Below are 26,613 nucleotides of genomic sequence, written 5' to 3'. Positions count from 1 at the left end.
TAATCATATTTAAAATTTTTTAACATATCTTAATTTTAATCAGGAATTACACTACCCCCCAGTAGATCTGTAGTTCCTGTAATTGAGCCTATAACTCTGATTAGAACCTGTTATAAACAACAGGTTCTATTTATGGTCATTCTTCATCCCCATCGTTGCGATAGGTAAGACTTTGAAGTTATCTCCATCTTTTGCGCCACTTAACACTGTACGTGCGAAATTCACTACATTCAAACACCTCTAGGCTACATTAAGCAATACAAACTTTATTAATGTATTCATTTCTAGCTTGAAGATAAAAAAATTCATGATTCCACATATTTATATTCTCTATCCATTTTGGATACTTTAAAAATGGATACTTATTTTATACATATTTTACTTGTATGATTTTAATCAAAATGTGAGGTGGTCGTTTATGATAAAAGGCTATGCAGCATTGCTTATTATAGATGTACAAGTGGGTTCATTTAAAGAAGAAAGAATGCTATATAAAGGAATTGAATTATTAAAAAACATTCAATTGTTAATCCATAAAGCTCGTACTGTCCAAGCGCCTATTTTTTACATGAAGTTTAATGGGAAAACAGGATCTTTATTAGAGCATGGAAATCCGGAATGGGCAATTCATGAATCTGTAGCTCCACTATCTGAAGATATCGTTCTTGAAAAAAACCACCCTGATTCATTTCATGAAACAAGTCTTCAACAAGAATTGAATAAAAGGGACATCGAACACATTGTGATTACAGGCGTTCAGTCTGAAATATGTATAGATGCGACGTGTCGACGTGCATATAGCTTAGGGTATGATGTTACTCTTGTTGAAGATGGGCATAGTACATATGACACTACATTATTATCGGCATCCCAAATTATTAAGCATCATAACGATATAATAGGTGAATGGTTTGCTGATTTGAAAAAAGCTCAGATAATTGAATTTTAATTAATCTTGAATAGGTTTTTCTTGATAGATATAGTACGAATCATTTAAATTTAGCTAAGGTATTAATCCTGTTTCCTATTATTAAATATATGTTTTACTGTATGCGATAATGTAATAATTATATTCTAATAATTAAATGCCCCTTTTAGGGCTACAGACACACCGTTATTAAGTAACAAAAAGCTTATTTTTTTCATTTTGGGGTAATTCTAAATTCTTAAGTTGATGGGCATGTGGTGCTATCCAAAAGTCAAAATAAACAAAATAGAGGAACAAATGCAGTTTTATAAATCAATGTTTGTGTCCCTGGAGTTTCCTTTAATGTTAATATTAACTGATTTAAAAATAGCCCTTGTTACTATTAAATTCCTTCCAATGATTAAGGAAGGAATTTATAGTTCAATTATACATGTTCCTTTTGATTGTTTATATGCATATCGTATTTTGACCAAAACTATATGCAAATGAGGTGAAAAAATGCCCATTACGAATCGATTTTCTACCACTACTAACGGGGCACTTGCGATTACAGGGAACACACTAGGTTTAAGTAAAATTAGTAACCAAAACCGTGCTGGTACAATCGGGGCAATTGGTGCATTCGTAACTACGAATACCGCTTTACAAGTACCTACTTTTCCTGCTGGTACAACGTTAAACTATACACAAAATAGTTCTACCGCTGTATTAAATATCCCTGCTGGTAGTACGATTCTTTACGCAGAACTCGTTTGGGGTGGAAACTATTTATCTCGTGATCAAAACATTACGAGTGTTTTAGGAAACCCTGTTTCTTTTACTACACCTGTTTCAACATACCCAATTACCCCTTCGGCTGTTACAGCTTCAAATCAAACTTTCGTTTCTGGATCTGTCACATTTGGATTCTATACACGTTCTGCAGATGTAACATCTCTCGTTCAAGCTGCTGGATCTGGCTCTTATACAACTGGCTCTGTCCCTGGACTTGTTGATCCTTTAGATGCTTCTAATGGGGCTATCAATTCTTCTGGATGGACGCTCATTGTCGCTTATCAAAATGGGACATTGCCAGCAAGAAACTTAACCATTTATGTAGCGGGTAACCGTGTTTCTGCTGATACCGGTAGTGCAGATGTAGCTGTTTCAGGATTTTTAACACCTTCCGGAGGACCTGTAAGCGGACGATTATTTTTGAGTTCTACCGAAGGGGATGCTGATTTAATTGGGGATCAGGCTCTATTCGGACCAAATTTCAGTTCATTAAACGCTTTATCCGGACCAAATAATGCCATAAATAATTTCTTCGGTTCCCAAATTAATAATGCTGCAGGAAACTTAGATACAACAGGGACATTTGGAACGCGAAATCAAAGTGCTTCTTCAGGTACAAACATCTCTGCAGGAAGACAAGGCTGGGACATTACTTCCATTGATATTTCTCCCTATTTAACAAATTCTCAAGTATCTGCCGCAATCCGTTTAACAACTAACGGAGATGCATACATGTTAAATACAGTCGGTTTACAAATTAATATAAACTCACCTAATATACAAGCAACGAAAAGCGTGAATAAAAGTGTAGCTACAATTGGAGACATTCTCACTTATACAGTTACTATCCCTAATACCGGACTTCTTCCCGCCAATAACGTTATTTTGACAGACATTCTCCCTAATGGGACTTCCTTTATACCTGGCACTGTAATGGTAGATAACATACCACAAACAAATGCAAATCCTGCCGCTGGTATATCTCTTGGAACAATCAATAATGGTGCTTCTCGTACAGTAACTTTCCAAGCGACTGTCGTTTCTCTGCCAAATCCAAATCCGATTTCTAACACTGCTAATATTACATTTCAATATACACCAATCGCCGGTGGAACGACCTTTAACGGTCTTGCAACAAGCAACTCTGCTGGAACACAAGTTAACCTCGCAGATATTAATGGCACAAAATCAGTTAATAAACTTTTTACCGATATTGGTGAAACGCTAACTTACAGTATTGCCTTAGCTAATATAGGAAATATCGCTGCAACAAATGTTATATATACGGACCCGATTCCTAGCGGGACTACTTTCATTCCAGGGAGCGTAACTGTGAACGGAGTTACCCAAGCTGGCGCAAATCCCGCTACTGGTATATCAATTGGATCTATTGCTGCTAATTCTACGACTACGGTTTCATTTCAAGTATTCGTTCCTTCTATCCCGCAAACAAATCCCATATTAAATAGTGGTACAACAACTTATCAATACATTCCTGTGCCAAATCAACCGGCAGTAAGCGGGACTGATACGACGAATATTGTCTCCACTCAAGTGAATAATGCTACTGTAACAATGACGAAAGCAGTAGATAAAAATTTTGCAGATATTGGTGATATACTAACGTACACCGTTTCCTTTACAGGTACAGGTAATACGAATGCAAACAATGTTATTTTTACAGATGTCATTCCTACTGGAACAACTTTTGTTGTAAACAGTGTAACAATTGATGGCACGACACAAGTGGGCGCAAATCCCGCTAACGGTGTGAACATTGGATCCATCCCAACTGGTACAACAAAAAATGTTTCATTTCAAGTAGTAGTAAATACAATACCCGCGTCAAACGTCGTATTTAATGGATCAAGCGCTTCTTATCAATATACCGTCAACCCTAGCCAATCACCAGTTACAAAAAACATTTCTTCTAATCTCGTTTCCACTCAAATTAATAATGCGAATGTAACATTAACAAAATCAACTAACAAACAATTTGCCACAATTGGCGAAACGATAAGTTATACAATCCTTATTACAAACAGTGGAAATACAGCTGCAACTAACGTACAGCTAACAGATTCACTTCCAAATGGAACGATATTAACACCAGGTTCGGTAACACTCAACGGTGTTTTACAAAATGTAGATTCACTCGTTTTCGTACCTATTGGTACAATACCAGGAGGAGCTACTTTCACCTTATCCTTTCAAGTAACAGTCATCAATATTACGACCCAAAATCCTATCATTAATAACGCCTTCGCTTCTTATCTATATACTGTAAATCCAAGTTTGCCACCGACTTCAAAAACAGCAAATTCTAATTCTGTTACATCAACAATTAGACTAGCAAATCTCCATGCTAATAAATCTGTAGATAAAACGTTTGCGGAAGTTGGTGATGTATTAACTTACACCTTTGCTCTTACTAACGATGGAAATGTTGCAGCGAACAATGTATTACTATCTGATTCAATTGCGAATGGAACCGCTTTTGTCCCAAACAGCGTTATAGTTAACAGTGTTACTCAGCCAGGCGTTACACCAGCTAGCATCAATATTGGTAGCATCAATGCTAATACTACAATTACAGCTTCATTCCAAGTAGTAATCACTAGCATTCCAAATCCAAACCCTATTTCAAATAGCGCTTCCATCTCCTATAACTTTATCGTTGATCCAAACACTTCACCTGTAAGTAAGAACACTACTTCAACCACTACATTTACTCAAGTAAACGATGCAAATGTCATTTCAGCCAAAACAGTGGATCGAGCGTTCGCTACCGTAGGGGATATATTAACTTATACTGTTACTTTGACGAATGCAGGAAGTGTTTCTGCTGATAGCCCTACTTTCGTAGATACGAATCCAGACGGTACTACCTTTATTCCAAATACTTTTCTTATTAATGGTGTACTTCAAAATAACGCAGATCCAAATATAGGTGTTCCACTACCTTCCATTGCTGCTAATGGCTCACTTACTGTCTCTTATCAAGTAACCGTCACCTCTTTACCAACACAAAATCCAACATTAAATTCATCTAGTACACAGTATAGCTTTATTCTAAATCCGGGCGATCCACCAACTATAGAAACATCTGTAAGTAACACTGTAAGTACACAAATTAATTTAGCAAATGTAGTGATTGTCAAAGAAGTAGATTTAACTATCGCCGATGTCGGGCAACCAATCACATATACAATTTCTTTAGCTAATCTTGGCAATACTACAGCAAATAATGTTATTGTTACCGATATAATCCCTAATGGCTCCACTATCGTACCAAATAGTATTTTTATAGGTGGTACTTTACAACAAGGTGCAGACCCTAGTACCGGTCTTCAAGTCGGCTCCATTCCTTCAGGTGGTTTTACAACGATTGTTTTTCAAATAAGTGCAAATAGTTTACCTTCACCAAATCCAGTTCAAAATAGCGCTGCACTTCAATATAGCTTTATCGCAGATCCAAGTTTACCTGCCGTTGTCAGAAACGCTACTAGCAATATAGTAACGACGCAAATTAATACTGCTAATATTGTTGCCACAAAACTAACAAGTACAAATTTCGCTGATGTTGGCGCTGTCATAACGTATGCAACAATTTTAACAAATAACGGCAATATCCCTGCTTCTAACGTAACGTTTACAGATATCATTCCAGCTGGTACCATCTTCCTTCCTAATACTGTAACGATTAACGGTGTCCCTATAGCAAATGCAAACCCTGCTAATGGCATTTTAATTGGGACGATAGGAGCGAATTCATCACGTACTGTTGCATTCCAAGTTTCTGTACCAACTATTCCTAGTCCAAATCCGATTACGAATCAATCGAGCACTACATTCCAATACACATACGACGCATCCAAATCAGTTGTAACGCAGATGGTGGCCTCTAACACCGTACAGACAACTATTAATAACGCTACGATTGCCGCTGTAAAATCGGCAGATAAACACTTTGCTAACGTAAATGATATTATTACGTATACAACTACTTTAACGAATAACGGGAACACACTTGCATCAAATGTAATTTTTACAGATGTAATTCCAAACGGAACATCATTTATTCCTAATAGTGTAACAGTAAATGGCAATACACTTCCTAATACAAACCCAGCAAGTGGAATTGCAATTGATCCAATAAACCCTAATACAAGTGCAACAATCTCATTTCAAGTAATAGTAAATTCCATTCCTAGTCCAAATCCAATCCCGAACCAAAGCAATACAGCGTACCAATATGTCATAGATCCTAACTTACCTCCAGCGTCCGCCAATGCGTTAAGTAACGTAATAACAACTCAAATTAATAACGCTACAATCGTCGCTACGAAGTCAGTGAATACACCGACAGCTGCAATTGGGGATATCGTTACTTATACGATTGCAGTTACGAACACAGGGAATATCCCTGCTAGCGCTACAGTTTTAACAGATGGACTCGGTGCAGGCGCCTCATTTGTGCCAAACTCTGTAACTATCGATAATATTCCGCAGCCAGGGTTAGATCCATCACTTGGTATTCACTTAGCAGATATTCCCCCAGGAGATACTGTATTCATTACTTTTCAAGCACAAATTTTAGCGATACCACCTAGTGGCACATTAACAAATAATGCTCTTGTAAATTATGAATATACCGTAAATCCAAACCAATCACCCGCTGTTGGTAGTACAGTTACGAATACGACGGTTACGCCAATTATTGATGCAACTCTTTCTATAAATAAAACTGTCAATTCAAGATTTGCTACTATTGGAGATACACTGACTTTCACTGCTATCATTACTAATTCCGGTAATACTACCGCAAACAATGTTATTTTTACAGATGTAATTCCAAATGGTACATCATTTATTCCAAACAGTTTTACGGTAAATGGAACAACTATTCCTAATGCAAATCCACAAAATGGTATCAATATTGGCAACTTGAATTCAAATGCATCTGCTACACTCAGTTTTCAAGTAAACATTACATCACTCCCAAATCCGAATCCAATCCCAAACCAATCATCGCTTCAATATAGCTTTATTGTAGGTATAAATGAACCGCCAGTTTCACGAACAGTTCAATCTAATAAAACTTTTACACAAGTAAATACTGCTTCCGTTATCGCAACAAAAACTGCAAGCAGTGCATTTGCTGCTGTTGGAGATACAATTACGTATACAACTACCCTCACCAATAGCGGAAATACTACCGCAAACACACCTGTTTTTATCGATATATTACCACCTGAACTTTCATTCGTTCCTGATAGCGTACAAATTAATACCATCCCACAACTTGGATTTAGACCAGATAGCGGGATTTCTTTAGACTCAATTCCAGTTGGAGGAACGACAACCATTAGCTTTCAAGCTATCGTTGGCTCAATACCAGTTACAAATCCAACTTTGAACCAGTCTAGCACGACATACTCGATCATTGTTGATCCTACCCAGCCGCCGGTGACAGAAACAGCTACAAGTAATCCAACTTTAGTTCAAATTAACGAAGCGATTATTCAAGCAACGAAAAGTGTGGATCGACTATTTTCTGACGTAGCACCTGGAAATTCATTTTTAACGTATACTGTTTTATTGGAGAATATAGGAAACACAACTGCTACGAATATCATTTTTACAGATCCGATTCCAAATAATACAGTGTTTATAGCGGATAGCGTTCGAGTAGGCGGGGTTTTATTACCTGGGGTAAATCCAGCGAATGGGGTACCAATTGGGGATATTATTGCAGGAGATTTTACAAACATTACCTTCCGCGTGCAAGTAGTTAGCATTCCAAATCCAATTTTCACAATTGGACCTGGGGGGCCAAACTCACCAGTTGTAAATGGCGCTTCTATTGATTATCAATTTATGACAGGACCTAATTTACCACTCGTTTCAAGAAGTACGACATCCAATCCGGTTTCGACACAAATAAATTCCGGAGAAATTACACTTGTTAAATCTGTAGATAAAACTTTCGCAACAATTGGCGATACAATTTCTTATACGATTACATTAAGTAACCCTGGAAATGTTACTTCACAAAATATAATTTTCACAGATATTTTACCTGACGGAACGACATTCATATCTGGCACTCTTACAAACGATTCTGGTACACAGCAGATCGGAAATCCAGCTAACGGGATTCAGATTGGAAATATAAATCCAAACGGAACGGCTGTGATTACTCTCAACGTACTTGTTACAAATATTCCAAGTATAAATCCAATTTCTAATTCTAGTTCTGTACAATTTTCACATGTGGTCGACCCTAGCCAACCTTCCGTATCACAAATGAATGTATCTAATGCTGTTTCGACAACTATTAATAGTGCAATTTTAACAACCCAAAAAAGTGCTGATAAATCTATCGTTTCAGTTGGAGATACGATTACGTATACAACTACTATTACAAATACAGGAAATACAGCCGCTACGAATATTACTTTCACAAGCGCTATTCCAGCTAGCATTACCTTTATACCAAATTCATTCACGATAAATGGCGTTCAGCAGTCTGGTGCACAACCAGCACTGGGAGTAACTATACCAAATATCGCACCGGGTGAAACAGTAACTGTTACTTTCCAAGTAAATGTTATTTCTGTTCCCCCTTCAAATTCGATTATGGGTAATGACACAATTTTATATTCTTATACTGTCGATCCAAACGGAACTCCTATTACAACTTCTATTTCAACAAATATCGTTACAAACCCGGTACTAGATGCTATGATAACGATGGTGAAATCTGTAGATCAAACACTTGTAACACTAGGTGATACCATTACCTATACGACAATTTTAACGAATAGCGGTAATACAAACGCTACGAATATTACTTTCACTGACCTCATACCAGATGGTACGACGTTTATAACTGATAGCGTTACAATAGATGGCATCACACAAATCGGGCTCAACCCTAATACAGGTATTACAATTGGATTAATTGCTCCTAACAGCTCAATATCTATAGCATTTCAAGTTACCGCTACTTCTACACCAGCCCAAAATCCTATTGCCAATTCCGCTACTGCTTCTTACACATTTATCGCTGATCCTAATGCCCCTATTGTTTCAAGGACCGTTACTTCAAACACAGTGTTCACTACGATTAATACAGCTACCATTCTTTCATTAAAACAAGTCGATAAATCCTTTAGTCGTATTGGAGACACACTCACTTATACTGTCGCTTTAACAAACAATGGAAACTCATCTGCGCAAAATGTTATATTCACAGATACCGTACCGAGCGGAACAGCATTTATTGCAGACACATTTTCTATTAATGGAATTCTTCAAAGTGGTGCAAATCCAGTGAACGGTGTAAATATCGGAACTATAACAGCTGGGACTACAGTAACAATTTCGTTCCAAGTTACTGTAACGTCATTACCAACTGAAAACCCCATTGTAAATTTCTCATCAACATCGTACCAATTAGTCTCACCGCCTGATGCAGAAACTTCAATTAGCAATCCTGTTTCAACGCAAATTAAAGAAGCACTATTATCCATGACGAAAAATGAAAGTGTATCCTTTGCAGATATCGGGCAAACTGCTTTTTACACTACTTCTATTTCGAATATAGGAAATACAGATGCAACTAATATTGTATTCACAGATGTATTACCAAATGGAGTCACATTTGTTCCTAACACATTAACTGTCGATGGTGTTTTACAACCTGACGCGAATCCAAATACAGGTGTATTACTTGCAACACTTCCGCCTAATGAAATATATAGTATCGTCTTTCAAGTTACAGTGAACAGCATTCCCCCTATTAATCCAGCACCAAATACAGCATCAACAACATATGAGTTTACTGTTGATCCTGTTAATCCTCCAGTATTAAGTGCGGCTACTTCCAACACTACGCTTCTTCAAATAAACAACGCGAATATTATAAGTACAAAAACAACAGATCTTACTTTTGCGGATGTTGGTAATACAATAACATTTACACTTAACCTCCCGAATACAGGGAATGTGACTGCAACTGATGTTACCGTTATCGATACGCTTGATAGCAATTTAACTTTTGTTCCAAACAGTTTCACAGTTAATGGGCAAACCATTCCAAATGCTGATTTATCTACTGGTGTAAATATCGGTTCAATTAACGGTGGTACTGCAGCAATTATCACATTCCAAGCTACCGTTACAACCCTACCAATCAACAACCCTATTTCTAATTCAGCTCTTACCACTTATCGTTATATTGTTGATCCAGACCAGTCACCTATTACAACTTCCAATCAATCTAATACAACGACAACACAAATTAATAGTGCTATTCTTACTGCACAAAAAAATTCAAATGTGTCAACAGTAGATATTGGGCAAGATATCATCTACTCCGTTACAATTACAAATAGCGGAAATGTTAATGCAACGAATGTTATTTTTACCGACGTTATTCCAGACGGAACTTCCTTTGAACCAAATAGTTTTACACTTAATGGAACTATTATCGAAAATGCAAACACCATTACAGGTGTCCCAATTGGTGATATCGCGCCAAACGAATCTGCCATTGTAGAATTTCATATTACTTCAAATGAAATCCCGGCTATTAATCCAATTACGAATCAAGCTAGCGTTAGCTTTCAGCATATCGTTAATCCAGATAATCCTCCTGTTTCAAAAAACATTACTTCAAATAGTGTTATCACAACAATTGAAAGTGCTATTTTAACTACTACTAAAATCGGTGATAAAGCTTTTGCAACGATTGGTGATACAATTACGTATACAACTACAATTACGAATACTGGAAATATCCCTGCCAATAACGTTATTTTCTCAGACCCGATACCATCGTGGACACAATTTGTTGCCGGATCCGTTATTGTTGATGGCACTCCATTACCATCCACTTCTATTACCAGCGGTATTGGCATAAATACGATCATTCCAAATCAAACTGTAACAATCATATTCCAAGTTCAAATCGTAAGCAATCCATCAACATTCACACCTGAACTCCAAAACTTAGCATTTGTTAACTTCCAATATAACGTAGGCAATGCATTACAGGCTCAGCCTGGCAATGTGGAAACGAACGTCTTCGTTACTTCTATTCATTCAGCAATACTTTCAGCTGTAAAAACTGCTAGTACAGCCTTTGCGAATATTGGAGACACGATCACTTATACAGTTTTAATACAAAATAGCGGCAGTACAAACGCTACGAATGTAAATTTCTCAGACCTCATTCCAGCTGGAACGACCTTTATTGAAAATAGTTTTGCCGTAAATGGAAGTACCATTCCAGGTGCAAATCCAAATAACGGAGTTAATATCGGAACCGTTAGTACGAACAGTTCCTTAACCGTTACTTTCCAAGTCATAGTTACATCTACTCCGCCTTCAAACCCAATTACAAACGTTGCATCCGTTCAATACGAATTTCTTGTTGATCCGACTTCTCCTCCTGTTACAGGCACAATTACTTCTAATAGTGCTTCTACACAAATTAATAATGCTACTGTTACAACGGTTTTAGAAGCAAATCGAACAATTGTATCTATCGGAGATATAATTACGTATACAGCAACATTAACAAACACTGGAAACTTCCCTGCAAACTCGGTATTACTCATTAACGGTGTTCCTGAAGGGGCATTATTTGTTCCCAATAGTGTTACGCTTAACGGAATTTCACTTCCAGATGCAAGTCCAACTCTCGGTATTCCAGTTGGCATTATCGCACCAGGTGATTCTGCTACAATTACGTTCCAATTTCTTGCAAACTCTATTCCGCCACAAGGAGCAATTATAAATCAAGCACTTACAAGTTACACATATATTGTCGATCCAAGTCAACCTCCAGTTACAGCAACATCTTCATCTAATACGGTTAATACAGCTGTCGTTGATGCATCACTATCTGTAATTAAAAATACAGATTCCCTCGTACAGTCTACTGACGGTACAATCACTTACACTGTAGTCGTTCAAAATAACGGGAATACAACTGCAAATACAGTTACTTTAACAGATTTGGTCCCAGAGGGAACTGCATTTATTCCGGATAGTGTGACCATTAATGGTGTTTCAGCTCCAGGTACTGATCCAAACGTAGGGATCTCATTAAACTCCATTGCACCTTCGGAAATCGTCACCGTCACATTCCAAGTTATCGTTCAATCCATTCCAAGCGTGAATCCAATTTCTAATATAGCTCGTATTGACTATACTTTTATCGCTGATCCAACTGCTCCTATCATCTCTCGAACAATTACGTCTAATCCAGCTTTCACACAAATTTCGGATGCGAATGTTCTTTCTTTAAAAGCAGTCAATGCACAACAAGCAACAACAGGTGATATTTTGACCTATACGATAACGCTAGAAAATACCGGAAATATTCCAGCTACGAATCTCATATTTTCAGATACGCTTCCAGAAGGGACTACATTCGTAGACAATAGTTTTACACTTAACGGAACAACTATACTTGGTGCCAATCCAAATGTAGGTGTTACTTTGCCTAACCTAGCAGCAAACGCTACTCACCTTATTGCTTTCCAAGTTCTTATTAACGATCCATTCTCGCAACAATCGATTACAAATCAATCTAATACAACATATACAATTCAACCAGATCCAGGGCAACCGCCTATTACTGAAACATCTACAAGTAATATTGTCATTACAAATTTCGTGCAAGCACAATTAACAATTACAAAAACGTCCAATCCAATAACTGTAGATATTGGCGGAACTATACTTTATATTTCTGAAGTGAAAAATAGCGGCAATGTTGACGCAATAAATATTATTTTTACAGATTCGATTCCAGTTGGGACTACATTCGTTCTCGACAGTGTCACAATTAACGGTGTACTTCAGCCTGATGCAAATCCCGAAAACGGAATACCAATTGGAAAGATTCCACCAAACAGTTCCAAAACAATACTATTTCAAGTACAAACAAATAATCCACCTACTGAAACCGAAATTGTAAATCAATCTTCAGTAACTTACCAATATATAAGTATTCCTACAGCTCCACCAGTGAATCGCTCTGCAAATTCTAACATTGTTACAACATCACTTCAAAATGCGAATATTATTTCCGTTAAAAGCGCAGATGTAACTTTCGTCTCCATCGGGCAATTTATTACCTACACAAATACACTACAAAATATCGGAACGGTTCCAGCTAACAATACGGTGTTCATTGACAACATTCCAGAAGGGACAATATTCATTGAAGATAGCTTATCAATAAATAATGTCATTCAGCCTGGTACGAATCCTGAAAATGGAGTAACTCTCGGCACGATACAACCAGATGAAACAGTCACTATTTCATTCCAAGTACAACTTACAAATATACCTGAAGACAATACAGTCATTAACATCTCAGACACTTCATATGAATACCAAATTGACCCTAGTTCTCCAATTATTCAGCGTAGATCATTATCAAATACAGTAAACACGGAAGTCCGTACAGCAAATGTTAGTGCAATTAAATCTGCTAACAGATCCATTACACGCATCGGTCAAATTATCACATATACCATCGCAGTTACAAATGCTGGTACAGTACCTATTACAAATACTCTCCTAATTGACGCAATCGCTGCTGGCACCACATTCGTTCCAGATAGCATTCTTGTAGATGGCATACCAAGACCTAACGAAAATCCAAGTACCGGAATCTCACTTAATATTATCCTTCCAAACAATACAATTATCGTTACATTCCAAGTAAATGTAGACTCGATACCTTCTCAAAATAACATGAATAATATCGCCGTCATCCACTATGAGTATCAGCCAGACCAAAGCTTACCACCAATTTCAGAAACGACATCTTCCAATACTACAAATATACAATTTATTGATGCCATTCTTATCGCTACAAAATCCGCTAATACAGTATTAGCTAATATTGATGAAACTATTGAATATACAGTACTCATTCAAAATAACGGATCCACTACAACTAACTCCATCTTTTTTACTGATATTATAGAAGATGGAACAGTATTTATTTCGGGGAGTGTAACAGTTAACAACACTGTACTTCCTGCAGCAGATCCGAATATCGGCTTTTCCATCCCGAATATCACATCAGGTCAAGTAGCTACAATAACATTCCAAGTTTCGGTTACGAATTTACCTGCTGCAAACCCAACACCTAATACTGCAAACATCGTCTACGACTTTATTTTCAACCCTGACTTTGCACCAATTCAAAAATCGACTACTTCCAACACTACTTTCGTTCAAATTAATGATGCTGATATCGTTTCACTTAAAACTGTTGATTTGACTTCTGTAACAATTGGTGATGTTTTAACTTATACAACAACTTTAACAAATACAGGGAATACGGATGCTACTGCTCTTGTATTTACAGACAATATTCCTGGTGGAACAACCTTTATAGACGGTAGCGTTTTAGTAAATAACATTCCGCAGCTTAATGCCAATCCAAGTACCGGTATATTGTTAGGAACGATTGCTCCTAACATTTCTATCCCAGTCACATTTTCTGTTACTGTCGTAGCGCTTCCAGCTAGTGGTCGTATTCAAAATCAATCCACTTCTCGTTATACAATTAATAGCGAAGAACAAATATCAACTAGTAATATTACCTTCACTGAAGTTATTTCTGCTAATATAATTGCAACAAAAACAACGCCTATCCAATACGCTGACCTACAAACGATTATCCCTTACACTATTTCCATCACAAACAATGGGAATATACAAGTGGAAAATATTATCGTTACAGATATCATCCCAGCAAATACGAGCTTTATAGAGAATAGTGTTATTGTGAATGGAAGCGCTCGTCCAAATGATAATCCACTTAGCGGGATACAACTTGATAACATTCCGCCTAATACGACAGCAACTATTCTATTCCAAGTACGGGTTACTTCAATTCCGCAAACAAATCCAATCTCTAATACGAGTACAATTGAATACCAATACACGTTACCAAACCAGCCGCCTATTACCGAAACTATTATTTCATCAGCTGCCGTAACAACAATTAATCATGCGACTTTGAATAGTAATAAAACTGTTGACCTTGCATTTGCAACGGTTGGTGATGCGTTAACGTATACGATTACACTAAATCAAACCGGTAATGTTGCAGTAAATGATGTAATCATTCAAGATATTATTCCTCAAGGTACTACGTTTATAGAAAATAGCGTCATTGTAAACGGAGAAACTCTTCCAGGAGTGAATCCAGTAAGCGGCATACCAATTGGTACTATAATTGTAGATGGAGATGCTATCGTTTCATTCCAAGTAACTGTGACTACTATTCCAACACCAAATGAACTAAACAACAACGCAATTACTACTTTTAACTATATAGTCAACCCAAATAACGTACCCGTTACAAATACGACTACAACAAATACCGTCACAACTACTGTCCAAAATGATAATGTCATTGCCATAAAATCTGTTGATGTAACGAATGCCTTACCTGCTCAAACTTTAACGTATACAATTACGATTATGAATAGCGGTAATGTAACGATTGAAGACCTTCTTGTTATAGACACCATACCAATAGATACGACTTTTGTTGCTGGTAGTGTTACGATTAACGGAATCAATCAGCCTAATGAGAATCCGGAAAATGGTATTACGTTAGGAAATCTTGCTCATAATGACTCTGTCATTATTACGTTCCAAGTGACAATATCTTCTTCTACTCTTCAACCTACAATTAATAACGATGCTACTGTTTCCTATACCGTTATCATTGATCCAGATGAACCACCTATTACAATTACAAAGCAAACAAATACCGTTACAACAACATTAATCGAGCCAATAATTAACATTGAGAAAACAGCAGACAAATCTATCGTCGTTATAGGAGATGTTATTACATTCACATTAGAGGTATTTAATGATTCCACAATTCCGACAATTAGTACTTCTGTTATAGACACAATTCCAGCTGGTACAACATTTATAGAAAACAGCGTAACTATTAACGGTACTTCGGTTCCAAATGTTCGTCCAGACACTGGTATTAATATTGGTTCTTTATCTGCAGGTACAGTAGCAACTATAACATTTCAAGTCCTCGTAACTTCTATTCCTTCAAACAGTACAATTATAAATTCTGCAACAGTTACCGCTGCTTTTCAATTGACACCACAGGATCCAATTATTACTTTCATTGTTAATTCAAATATTGTTCGTATACCAGTTCAATTTATAACTACAACAGTCACGAAAAATGCTTCCGTCAGCTCAGCTTATTTAAATCAATATTTTGATTACACGGTACGCATTACAAATACTTCCAAAATTTCACTCTCAAATATTTCGTTACAAGATACTATTCCAGCAGGTTTACAATTTATAAACGGCACTGTCTTTATTAACGGTGAACGCTCTCCACTAGCGAATCCGAATATCGGTTTCCTAGTTGCCACTAATTTAGAGCCAAACGAAACAATTATCGTGTTATTCACAGTACAAGTAATAAGTCCACCTGTTAATAATGAGTTTAAAAATACGGCCAATATTTCGTTACAACTTCAAGTCTCGCCTACCGATCCACCAATTACAGTAACCGTTACAAGTAACGAGAACATCGTCACCTTTGTTCCAGAAAATCCAGATGAAACACTTCCAAATTTAAATTGCTTCTTTGACGGTGAACGCTTCATTCGCATTACTCCTCGAAATATAAGAAATTACCTTTGGGCTTGGATTTGGTGGCAGTAATTAAATAAAAAATAAAAAGCTTGTAATTTGGATGTTATCCAAATTACAAGCTTTTTTGACATGGTACCTCTAGTTACTTAATCTATTTCAAACCTCTGATAAAAAATTATTCAGTCAATTTTTTAGTTGAAAAGAAAATATTAAGAAAAGTAAAAGGTGAAATTGAAAGAAAAGTGTAAAAGCTTGTTCACTTATATAATTTATGTAAGAAATACAGGTAATGTATATGAAGCAATCGAAGTTATGAAAATAAAATATATAATACGGGGTATAGCTAGTATTGATATTTGGCAGCTAATATCTAATTCGGTAACCAATCAAATTAACTCATTTTACTTTCTTGGGTAAAGCTGAACCTGAATGTTCAATTATTGAATGAACATGAACATTAATTTGGGCATCACTAAAATAATTTTCGCCTTGATCCCAATTCTTACGTATTTTCTTCCATTTTTTATAATTATGCCGCTTATATACTTCTCCTAACGCTAATACATCTACCTTATATTTTTTTTGAACAAGCTTTATTGATTTTTGAATCCTTTGTTCCACCTCTTTTGAAATATCCTTCGTTAAGCGTTTTTCATTCATGAATTTTTTATGATCACTAAAATGCAACTCCGCTAAAGCACCTTCGAGAAATAGATGAATATCAAACTTCGGTTTTGTAGTATTTTCAGTAAATACCTGTATTTTTCGGTGTAGCTTATGAATTTCATATGTAATAAGCTGGTCCTTTTTACGTATGGTAAAATAACCTCCTAATTTTTCACCGATTATAAAGTTTATTCCCACTGTCTGTTCGCCGTTTAACATTCCAACACACTTGTTATCCTTCCCACGAAACAACGCAGCCCCATCCATTTCTATCCCCTGTTTTGTAGGTTTTAAGACAGGTAGTACAAAACTTCGGTTTGAAATTATCTTTTCCTGCACGTCACCAATTCTTGCTGCCTCAACCATCTGAGCATTTTTAGGAGGGTGTTCAGCTAGCATATCAATATACTGTGCCGGTAAATTTTCTGGTTTTGCATTTTGTTTCAAGATTGCTTCTGCATTTTTCTCAGAAACAAATAGACGAATATTTCTTCTCATTTCATGATCTCGAATGTATACATCTAACGTATTTTGTAAAACATTTGGATTCGATAGTAATTCTTCAGAAAAAATGATTACTTGTATATGTGGAAAAAATAAAGTACGACTAATCTTTTTAGCGATTATTCGTATTTGTTCAAACACACTATCTCCTTTTGCACTCACATCAATATAATTATTCCCTGCGCCTTTTCCACCTTCTTGCGTTAACTTACTGGGAAGTACCATTTGATACGTCCCTTTCATAATTGGATTAGATTTCTTTTCCTTAACAATATCGTAAGCGGCACCTACTACAAAGCCTCTTTCTTCTATCTCCGCTAACTCAGAGCAACCGCTGATAGCCCCAGCTATAAGCGCAATTGTTATAACTTTAAAAAGACATTTCATTTCCACCATTCCTTCATTTTATCTTATATACAATAAAAATTAGTAAAGGCGCTAACACAATAAATCTCATATCAAATCACTTAAAATCCAAATAAGCCCACTGTGTGAAAAGAAAGTTTGGATAGCGATATCTCGAGGCATAGAAGATGCACCTATACATCACTGGTTGAAGATGCCACAAAAAACAAGTTCCCAACATCTAAGTTTTTCATCTCTATACTCAAATGATTTCAATTATTTTTGCTTCTCAAGATTCATTATAGAACCTTTATTTTTTTGATTAACTTAACAATTAATCTTCATGTAATTAAAAAGATAGATTATTGATTTTTATGAAAGGAAAAGATGTTTATGACACTACATGGACGTTCAGAATATTTACTGAAAGAATGAATGAAAAAATTACACTGTAAGAATAAATTTAATTTTGTGTTTTTTGAAGACAGCAGATGCAACGGACCTGAAGGTAGCTGTTTTAAGATGGGTGGTGAATTCGAACTTTTATTACAAAGAGCAGCTAAATTAGATCCCTTGTTTATTATTCATGGAGGAGACAAGGTTTATACAGTAGAAAAGAAATATGTATAACACTAAACAAAATCATTATCCCTAAAAACAAAATATACGGATTAAATAATTATAAAGTAGACTATTTAGAAAAATAATTATATCTTACCCGGCTTAATCCTATTTTAGCAATGCATGCGCAACCTAATATAGGGGTAGCGTCAGGAAAATGCGGATTTACAACGTTAAGGAATTCAATATAAAAAAGCCTAATTTCTCGGTGTTGCAAGAGCTTAGGCCTTTTTAAAAAACTATAAATACCGTTTGAATTAATATTAGGATCCATCTTGGTACTTCAACTTTCCGGAGTTAACTAAATTAACTTTAACTTTTAAATTCTTTATACTGTGTTCATTTAAGTAAAACGAGTCTGTTTTTACTTCTTCTTTCCATTTTCTTGGATTCTGACGGTATAATGATTCACCTAATTTGTAGATATCTGCATTTATTTCTATTCCTTTTTCAAAGGATTTTAGAATTTCTAATTTGATAATATCTTCAGTTTTTGTAATCAACTCTTTATCACTAATTTCCTTGATCTTCTCATTTATTCCAGCTTGAACTTCAACTCGAATATTAAAAAGTATGGGCTTACTACTCATAATAGGGGAAATTGTAATCTTAGGTTTCTCTATCACTACGGAAACAACAGCGCTATCATTCTCAATAATCCACACAGGAGATCGAACGTTTTTTTCATCCATCCATCTTAGACCGTTTAAATCAGTCTCAGAAAGCCATCCTTCTAGGCGATTATTCCTTACAAAGAACGCTCCATCATTTCTTAATAATGGTGCTTTTTTGGATTCTTCTTTCCAATTTTCTGTTGAAATTTTAAGTGATGGGATATAAGCAGTTTGCCCCATCGGATCACTATCTCTAATAAATTGATAAAATTGTTTAGGTTGTATGTAAGACCGTTGTTTATACCTTTCCTTTGGTTCATGGAGAATGGTAGACAACCCCGATAATGTAAAAAAGGCTTTTGTTTTAAGTATATCATCAATGGGTTCCTTTGTAGCGTATAAGAGAATATTATAGCGTATTTCTCGGTACCGATTAATAAAATCAATAGAGTCTTTAATATCTTGTCTGAGCAGTCTTTCGCTTAATATTATTGTAGATACATGTCCCCAAAAAAGTCTTTGTTGAGCATCCTTATATAATTGATTTAATGCTTCCGTAATGGTAAAACCTTCACCTCTTCCTATCCACACTGGTGGTTGTTTATCAGGTCTAGCCCCCTCTAACTTAGCAACGTTAGAAAAGTCAAGTAACTGAGCATAAGCTATATATTTTCCTTCTTTAAAATCTATACCAAGAGCTGCAACATAATAAATATCTTGAACTTCTTTAATATTCCAACATCCAGATAACATTGCACTAGTGATAAGCATCATAATTATTAGTTTTATTTTGTGCAGCTTCACTGTTTTCCTTCTCCTTCGTCCGTTTTAGAACTATCATTGGTTCGGAGATAATCAACTCTATGTCTATAACTTCTCCACGGTAAACGAAACAATCCCTTGAAAAAATCTGAACTAGATTTTGGGAAAACTAAAGCTAAGTAAGGGATTCCAAAGGAACGTAATCTTGAGATATAAAGAACGATTACGAATCCGGCAAGCATAAATCCATATAACCCCATCAAAATTGAACATAATAGTACAAACCCTCTGAGTATGGATACTGCTCCTGCTAATATTTGGTTTACTAAGGTATATCCCGCAATAGCAGATAAAGCAGTAATAACAATGACAGAAGGGGAGATAAAACCCGAACGGATTGCAGCATCCCCAATGATTAGTCCGCCTACCACTGAAAGGGTTTGACCAAGGGGGGAGGGTAATCTTTGACCGGCTTCACGGAACATCTCAAAAAGGAACAAAACAATTATAAGCTCAAGTGGTGCTGGAAATGGTAGACCTGATCTTGCAACAGTCACAGTCGCAAGAAGAGGGAAAGGAATTTGATCTTGGTGATAAGCAAGTAATGCCATCCAAAATCCGGGTAGGAAGACAGCTAAAAGAAATCCTATCCACCGATAAAAGCGTGCAAATGATACAGTTAGAAAATTAAAGTGGGAATCTTCTGCAGCTTTTATTAGGGGTACCGCCACATGCCCATCAACTTAAGAATTTTCACTACCCCCAAGTGACAAAAAACGTTATTCTTTCTAAAAAGCTAGCTAGAAAGGGTGACATTTTTTATGAATCTTTCGATTCAAGATGAATTACAACTATTTTCTGAAGAACTGTATCGTCATTTAACCCCTTCTCTTTTGGAAGAACTCGCAAAAGAATTAGGTTTTGTAAAAAGAAAACGAAAGTTTTCTGGAAATGAATTAGCTACCATATGTATTTGGGTAAGTCAACGTACAGCGAGTGACTCGCTTGTTCGACTATGCAGTCAATTACATGCGGCCACAGGCACTCTTATGAGTCCAGAAGGACTCAATAAACGCTTTGATAAAAAAGCGGTTGAATTTTTGAAATATATTTTTTCGGCATTATGGAAAAGTAAAATCTGTGAAACATCGGCCATTTCAAGCGCGGCGCTCACGTATTTTCAACGAATTCGTATTTTAGATGCGACGATTTTCCAAGTACCAAAACATTTAGCCCATGTATATCCTGGATCAGGTGGTTGTGCACAAACAGCGGGTATCAAGATTCAATTAGAATATGACTTACATAGCGGACAGTTTCTAAACTTTCAGATAGGTCCAGGAAAAAATAATGATAAGACCTTTGGAACAGAATGCTTAGACACATTACGTCCAAGCGATTTATGTATCCGTGATTTAGGTTATTTTTCATTAGAAGACTTAGATCAAATGGATCAACGAGGTGCTTATTATATATCCAGATTAAAATTAAACCATACCGTGTATGTAAAAAATCCGTTTCCAGAATACTTTCGAAACGGAACCGTAAAAAAGCAATCACAGTATATCCAAGTTGATTTAGAACATATTATGAACAATTTAAAACCCGGTCAAACATACGAAATAAAAGAAGCTTACATTGGAAAGAATCAAAAACTATTCACACGTGTAATTATCTATCGTTTAACAGACAAACAGATACAGGAACGTAGAAAAAAACAAAGTTACACTGAAAGTAAAAAGGGTATTACATTTTCAGAAAAGAGTAAACGATTAACGGGTATCAACATATATGTCTCAAATACGCCTGAAGGAGTTGTTCCGATGGAACAAATACATGACTTTTACTCCCTTCGCTGGCAAATAGAAATTATTTTTAAAACGTGGAAATCCTTATTTCAAATTCATCATTGGCAAACTATCAAAAAAGAGCGATTAGAATGTCATGTGTATGGAAGACTTATTGCCATCTTTATCTGTTCTTCTACGATGTTTAAGATGCGTAAACTTCTTTTGCAAAAGAACAAAAGAGAATTAAGTGAATATAAAGCCATTGGGATGATTCAAGATCATGTATCGCTGTTATATCAAGCGATACAGAGAAACACCCAAAATCTAACAAAGATTTTAATCCGTTTGTTCGACCTCCTACAGAAGAATGGACGGAAATCTCATCGATATGAGAAGAAAACTATCTTTGATATTATGGGTGTTGTCTATGAGTATAATGGGTTTGGAAAACAAAAGAAAGCTGCATAATTTTTAAAATGAAACTCGTTAGAGTTTATTTGGTGTGTGTACTTTTCAATACCAAAAGTACATTACGTGTTTTTTAGTTTGTTTGAACGAAAGTTCATTTTGTTTTCGTTCTTAAGTTGATGGGCATGGGGTACCGCCAGCATTTCGGAAAAAAACCACGCTAAGAGAATATATATAAGAAAAGAGCCAGAATTTACCCCGCTAAGAGTAAATCGGCTCTTTAATATATAAAGGATGCACAGAAAAACCTAGAGGGGTTCAGCCGAGATACTTGTAGAAATGGGTCATAATCATACATTATTTTACAAATACATCTTATCTTGAAGGTATATGGATTATATAAAGTTAAAAATATAGTGTTAAACCCAAAAAAACACCATAACAGTGTTCACGGTGTTTTCCATATTAAAAATAAGACTATTATTTAAGTACTCTGAAACTGATTCATATTGTAGAAATATCCATTTTAAGATAATGATACGCTTCAAAATCTTCATTAAATATATCTGTAACTAATTTTATAGCCTCCGTATCATAAAAGCTCTGATATGTCGGCAGCCGAGGGAAAGATGGATCTGTAATGTCAGCTTCAGCGTAGTTTCCCTTATGAATCATCTTAGGCGCCTGATGATGCCATGATCTCGTTAATGTGTCTAGTGGGATAGTCTGTAAGTTATATTTGTTTTCTATTTTTGAGATTTCATTAGAGAAATTCTCTAAATATATATAATTGGTTACAAACTCTTCTTCTCCTTGAATATATTGTTGTGAATAGTGTGGATTAAGATAGTCAGAATCTGCCCCATTCGCGTGAAGATAATGTAAAAAATGTTTAAATGATTTTTTCTTTTTGCATGTACTGTCGTTATAAATAAACTTTCTAATAGGTTCCCACTCTGGATTTTCTATACCTGGTGGAGCAATAAGGGGGCACCATACCCAAAAAAGAAAATTGTACATTTAGACAAAATTTAGACACATTTAAACTGATTCCTGTACGTTAAGGAACCGATTACTTAGTTTACTACTTTTTTTAAAGAATCAAATAGTGAAAATTTCGTGGAAATTTGCTTAACGTAAGTTTTATATCAACTATTACGTTGGAGTACAGCCAAGGTACGTGTATTATCTACTATGAAAATCAGGAATATTTAAAGTATTCTAAGAAGAAGAATTGAGTGATAAGCTACGTTAACTACTTGATATCTTAACTAAGTAAATTATGTATTTAATGTATTCAAGGTAGTGCAATGAGAAGGTATCGAATAACCTTGCTTGGATAAACCGTGTCTCTTAAGAGCTCCTTAAGGCGCGTCCGTTACCTTGAGGGCAACGAACGGTTGTAGACTTCGATGTTGCAAGGATCGTTGTCAAACAAATTGTTTACATGTATTCAATGTAAAACTCTTATTAAATTAAGGTTTTTACTCCTAAGTATAGATAACATGTATATCTCGTCTGTATCCCTTTTTGACTTGCTCTTGATTGACCAAATAAGTCAAAATACCTTTCTAAATTTCCCTCTGATATTCCCCTATTTTATCTTATTCAAACTTGCATTCCAATAACCCATTTCTCATACGCCTGTTTCTAAAATAATAATTTAAATTGGGACCTCTGAGAGATCCCAATTAATTAAAAAGTAATGTCTCCTCTTGTTACATCATTTACAATTTTTATACTAATCCCTCTAACATCTCGAAGACTTCTAAATTATTTTTTTGGTAGTTCAGGGAATAAATAATGTAATATACAGATGGTCAAACGTCTGGATTTGCCTTTATACGGATATATATGCATATACATCGATGGATTAAAGTTTGCCTCAATAATTCCATAAGCATTTTTATTAGCTGCAGGAACTTCTGTATTTTCAATAATCAAATCAATACCACTAATATTTGCTCCAAGTGCCGACACAGCATCTACGGCAATTTTCTTATAATCATCGGGAATTTGATCTGTCATATCAATTGAGTCTCCACCTGTACTGACATTAGAATTTTCTCGCAGAAAAACAATTTCATCACTTGTTGGAATAGAATCTTTTCGATACCCTTGAGCTTTAAGCATTAGGACCTCTAATTCACCTAATTGTATATTTTCTAAAGGTGTTCTATGGTCCATTCCTCTTAATGAATTCAGGTTCTTTTGAGCGACTAACTCTTCAATCGTATGTGAACCGTCTCCTATAACATTGGCTGGAATTCGTAATAAAACGGCAGAAACTTTGCCATCTAGCACAAAAAATCGATATTCTGTTCCATTAATAAATTCTTCTATTAATACTGATGAGTCCTCTTTAAATGCTATTGTGAGTGCTTTTTGATAGTCTTCGTAACTTGCTCCGTTTTCTTTAAAGATAGATATTCCTAAACCATAATTTGTTGTTTTTGGTTTAACGACAAAAGGCTTTCCTGCAAATATATCATAGGAACGTAAGGCTTTTTCTATATCACTAAATTCCTCACCTATTGGTACACGAAATCCATGCTGTTGAAGAATTTTCTTTGTTACTGTTTTATTTTCCATAATTAATGGTGATATATAACTATCTTTACTTGTCATATTCCCATTTTTCACATATTCAACATGATTTCCTAACTGTAGTTTTAAAAATTGATCTTGTCGATCTAAAACGTCTACTTGTAATCCTTGTTGAATAGCATCAAACATTAAAATTTGTGTAGACAACTCCATGTCAGTAAATCCTGATAGTTGATATGGTTTATCCCATGCTTTTTTATAATTTTCTTTAGCAATACGGGAAGCTACCTGACTTTGACTACTTTTTATAATCTCTTTATAAAGTCTTCCAGCTAAAGTCTTACTTGGATCTGTTAGCATTTCTCTCAAGTTAACAAATAAGGTATTCGAAACAGTTATGTCTAACAGCCCTGTTAAATGTTCCATCTCATCAATAATACGCTCAGCATCTGTTTTAAATTGCGTATGTTCTAACGGATGTTCAAGAGCCACTAAATTATTTTGAAAATCACCGATTTTTACCCATTCATCATTATTATCGTCTTGATCAATCCAGAGTAAATAGATGAGGAAAAGATGTAGAAATTCTGCTTGTTCATGGCTAATTCCATATGTTTCAAAAGGATTTAAATCTAGGTTTCTTAATTCAATATAACGAATCCCATGATTTTTTAAATCTGAAACTTGAGGACCGCCCCTTAAACGGACAGATGCATAAAATTCTTTTTCTTCTAATAAAACCCCTTTACTTACCAGCGAAGAAAGATCAGATATATAGTTCTGTAAACTACTATAGGATACTTGAACATCATTTTCATTACTATAACCATATTTACTATTTCTAATGCTTCTTACGGCGTCATTTAAAGGATTTATTTCAAAGAAATTCTTTTCACTACTAGGAGAAGCACCGAAGAAATAAGTTATTAACCATCGATAGTGTAAATAATTCCTTGTGACTTTCAGATAAATTTCTGTTTTAAATTGATGATAATCTTTTATTTCTGATTGTAATTCAAATAATGCCTGAATCAAATTATCGCTAAATTCAAAATTGTAATGAATACCACTAATCATTTGTTTTCGTCGACCATAAGAATTAGATAAATATCGACGATATAAAACATTTTCATGATTATTAAGTTTCGCAATAACAATATCTTCTTCTTTTTCGGGCAACTGTGGTGGCATGCTTAATGGCCAAAGCATTTCGTTATTTCCCATAGAACGATAGGCAACATCATGGATAGCTGCTAAATAATTAAATAAATCTCCTAGTGTCTCAGTAACTGGTGTGATTAATTCCATTTGTGTTTCAGAGAAATCTCGCTGAATATAAGGATGTTCATCTCTTACTGAAATACTTTTGGGATGTTCCGTTTTAGCTAAACTTCCTGATAGGTCAACTCGTTGACTTTCTTTTTCAACTCCAAAACGTGCTTTTAATAAATATGGTTTAATACGGTCATTGTTTAACATTTTTTTCATTTCCATACAAACTGTACCTCCCATCAACTCAAATATTTGATATAGAAATAGCTAAAATTATAACCATTATTTTTTTGAATTTAGCATTTGGATATTAATGGCCAAAGCATTTTATTCTTATCCACGGAAAGAGAAGGGATTTCACGAATAGCTGCTAAGTAATTAATCATGTCTTCTAATGTTTTAGTATTAGGCTGAATATATGATCTTGTATCTCTTATCGAAAACGGTTTAGACGTTTCAGTTGAACTTTCAAATAAGTCAACTTGTCGATTTTCCTTTTCAATCTCATAACGAGATTTTAATAAGGATGGTTTAACACGGTAATTAAATAACATTTTTTTAATCCACATGAACTCTTCCTCCCAATTTATTTGTTTTTACAAACTATATAATATGACAAAATATAACAATCAAAAGCACCCACATCTCTACATGCGGATACTTTTGTTACTATATTTTGCTGTAAACTTAAATA

At 35.3% G+C, this 26,613-nt stretch carries 8 protein-coding genes and 1 pseudogene; 3 read left to right on the top strand and 6 right to left on the bottom strand.

All coding sequences use genetic code 11. The annotated features are described in order from the left end of the window. Nucleotides 1-418 precede the first annotated feature (418 nt). Nucleotides 419-949 carry a cysteine hydrolase family protein gene (locus QCI73_RS28680; protein ID WP_000589748.1) on the top strand — a complete coding sequence of 177 codons (531 nt, stop codon included), beginning with the start codon at nt 419-421 and terminating at the stop codon, nt 947-949. A 477-nt stretch (nt 950-1,426) separates the two neighbouring features. After that, nucleotides 1,427-16,459, top strand: coding sequence for a beta strand repeat-containing protein (locus QCI73_RS28675; RefSeq protein WP_001123145.1), 15,033 nt, complete (start codon nt 1,427-1,429; stop codon nt 16,457-16,459). 327 nt (nt 16,460-16,786) lie between these two features. Here QCI73_RS28675 and QCI73_RS28670 read toward each other — a convergent pair whose 3' ends face one another. The 3 genes from QCI73_RS28670 to QCI73_RS28660 form a co-directional block, all read right to left on the bottom strand. Beyond that, nucleotides 16,787-17,947, bottom strand: a complete 1,161-nt coding sequence (locus QCI73_RS28670; RefSeq protein ID WP_000649885.1) for a Ger(x)C family spore germination protein — start codon at nt 17,945-17,947, stop codon at nt 16,787-16,789. An 842-nt stretch (nt 17,948-18,789) separates the two neighbouring features. Next, nucleotides 18,790-19,944, bottom strand: coding sequence for a Ger(x)C family spore germination protein (locus QCI73_RS28665; RefSeq protein ID WP_000766211.1), 1,155 nt, complete (start codon nt 19,942-19,944; stop codon nt 18,790-18,792). Further along, complete coding sequence (locus QCI73_RS28660; RefSeq protein WP_000290474.1) at nt 19,941-20,633, bottom strand: spore germination protein; 693 nt, start codon at nt 20,631-20,633, stop codon at nt 19,941-19,943. The genes QCI73_RS28665 and QCI73_RS28660 overlap by 4 nt, the downstream gene beginning before the upstream one ends. 90 nt (nt 20,634-20,723) lie before the next feature. Between QCI73_RS28660 and QCI73_RS28655 the strand changes: the two genes are divergently transcribed. Next, complete coding sequence (locus QCI73_RS28655; RefSeq protein ID WP_001053964.1) at nt 20,724-22,160, top strand: IS4 family transposase; 1,437 nt, start codon at nt 20,724-20,726, stop codon at nt 22,158-22,160. 444 nt (nt 22,161-22,604) lie between these two features. Here QCI73_RS28655 and QCI73_RS28650 read toward each other — a convergent pair. From QCI73_RS28650 to QCI73_RS28640, 3 genes and pseudogenes are all read right to left on the bottom strand, one after another. Continuing rightward, nucleotides 22,605-23,087 (bottom strand): annotated as a pseudogene (locus QCI73_RS28650) (sulfotransferase family 2 domain-containing protein); the annotation flags it as partial. 786 nt (nt 23,088-23,873) lie between these two features. Continuing rightward, on the bottom strand, nt 23,874-26,141 hold the full coding sequence (gene gshAB, locus QCI73_RS28645) for a bifunctional glutamate--cysteine ligase GshA/glutathione synthetase GshB (protein WP_000425291.1): 2,268 nt from the start codon (nt 26,139-26,141) through the stop codon (nt 23,874-23,876). 74 nt (nt 26,142-26,215) lie between these two features. Then, nucleotides 26,216-26,488, bottom strand: coding sequence for a hypothetical protein (locus QCI73_RS28640; protein ID WP_000264853.1), 273 nt, complete (start codon nt 26,486-26,488; stop codon nt 26,216-26,218). Nucleotides 26,489-26,613 lie beyond the last annotated feature (125 nt).

The organism is Bacillus cereus group sp. MG16 (assembly GCF_040459875.1).
GTDB classification, from domain to species: Bacteria; Bacillota; Bacilli; order Bacillales; family Bacillaceae_G; genus Bacillus_A; species Bacillus_A paranthracis.
Note: the sequence above shows the minus strand (reverse complement) of the source record. Positions and strands in the feature narration are given on the sequence as shown.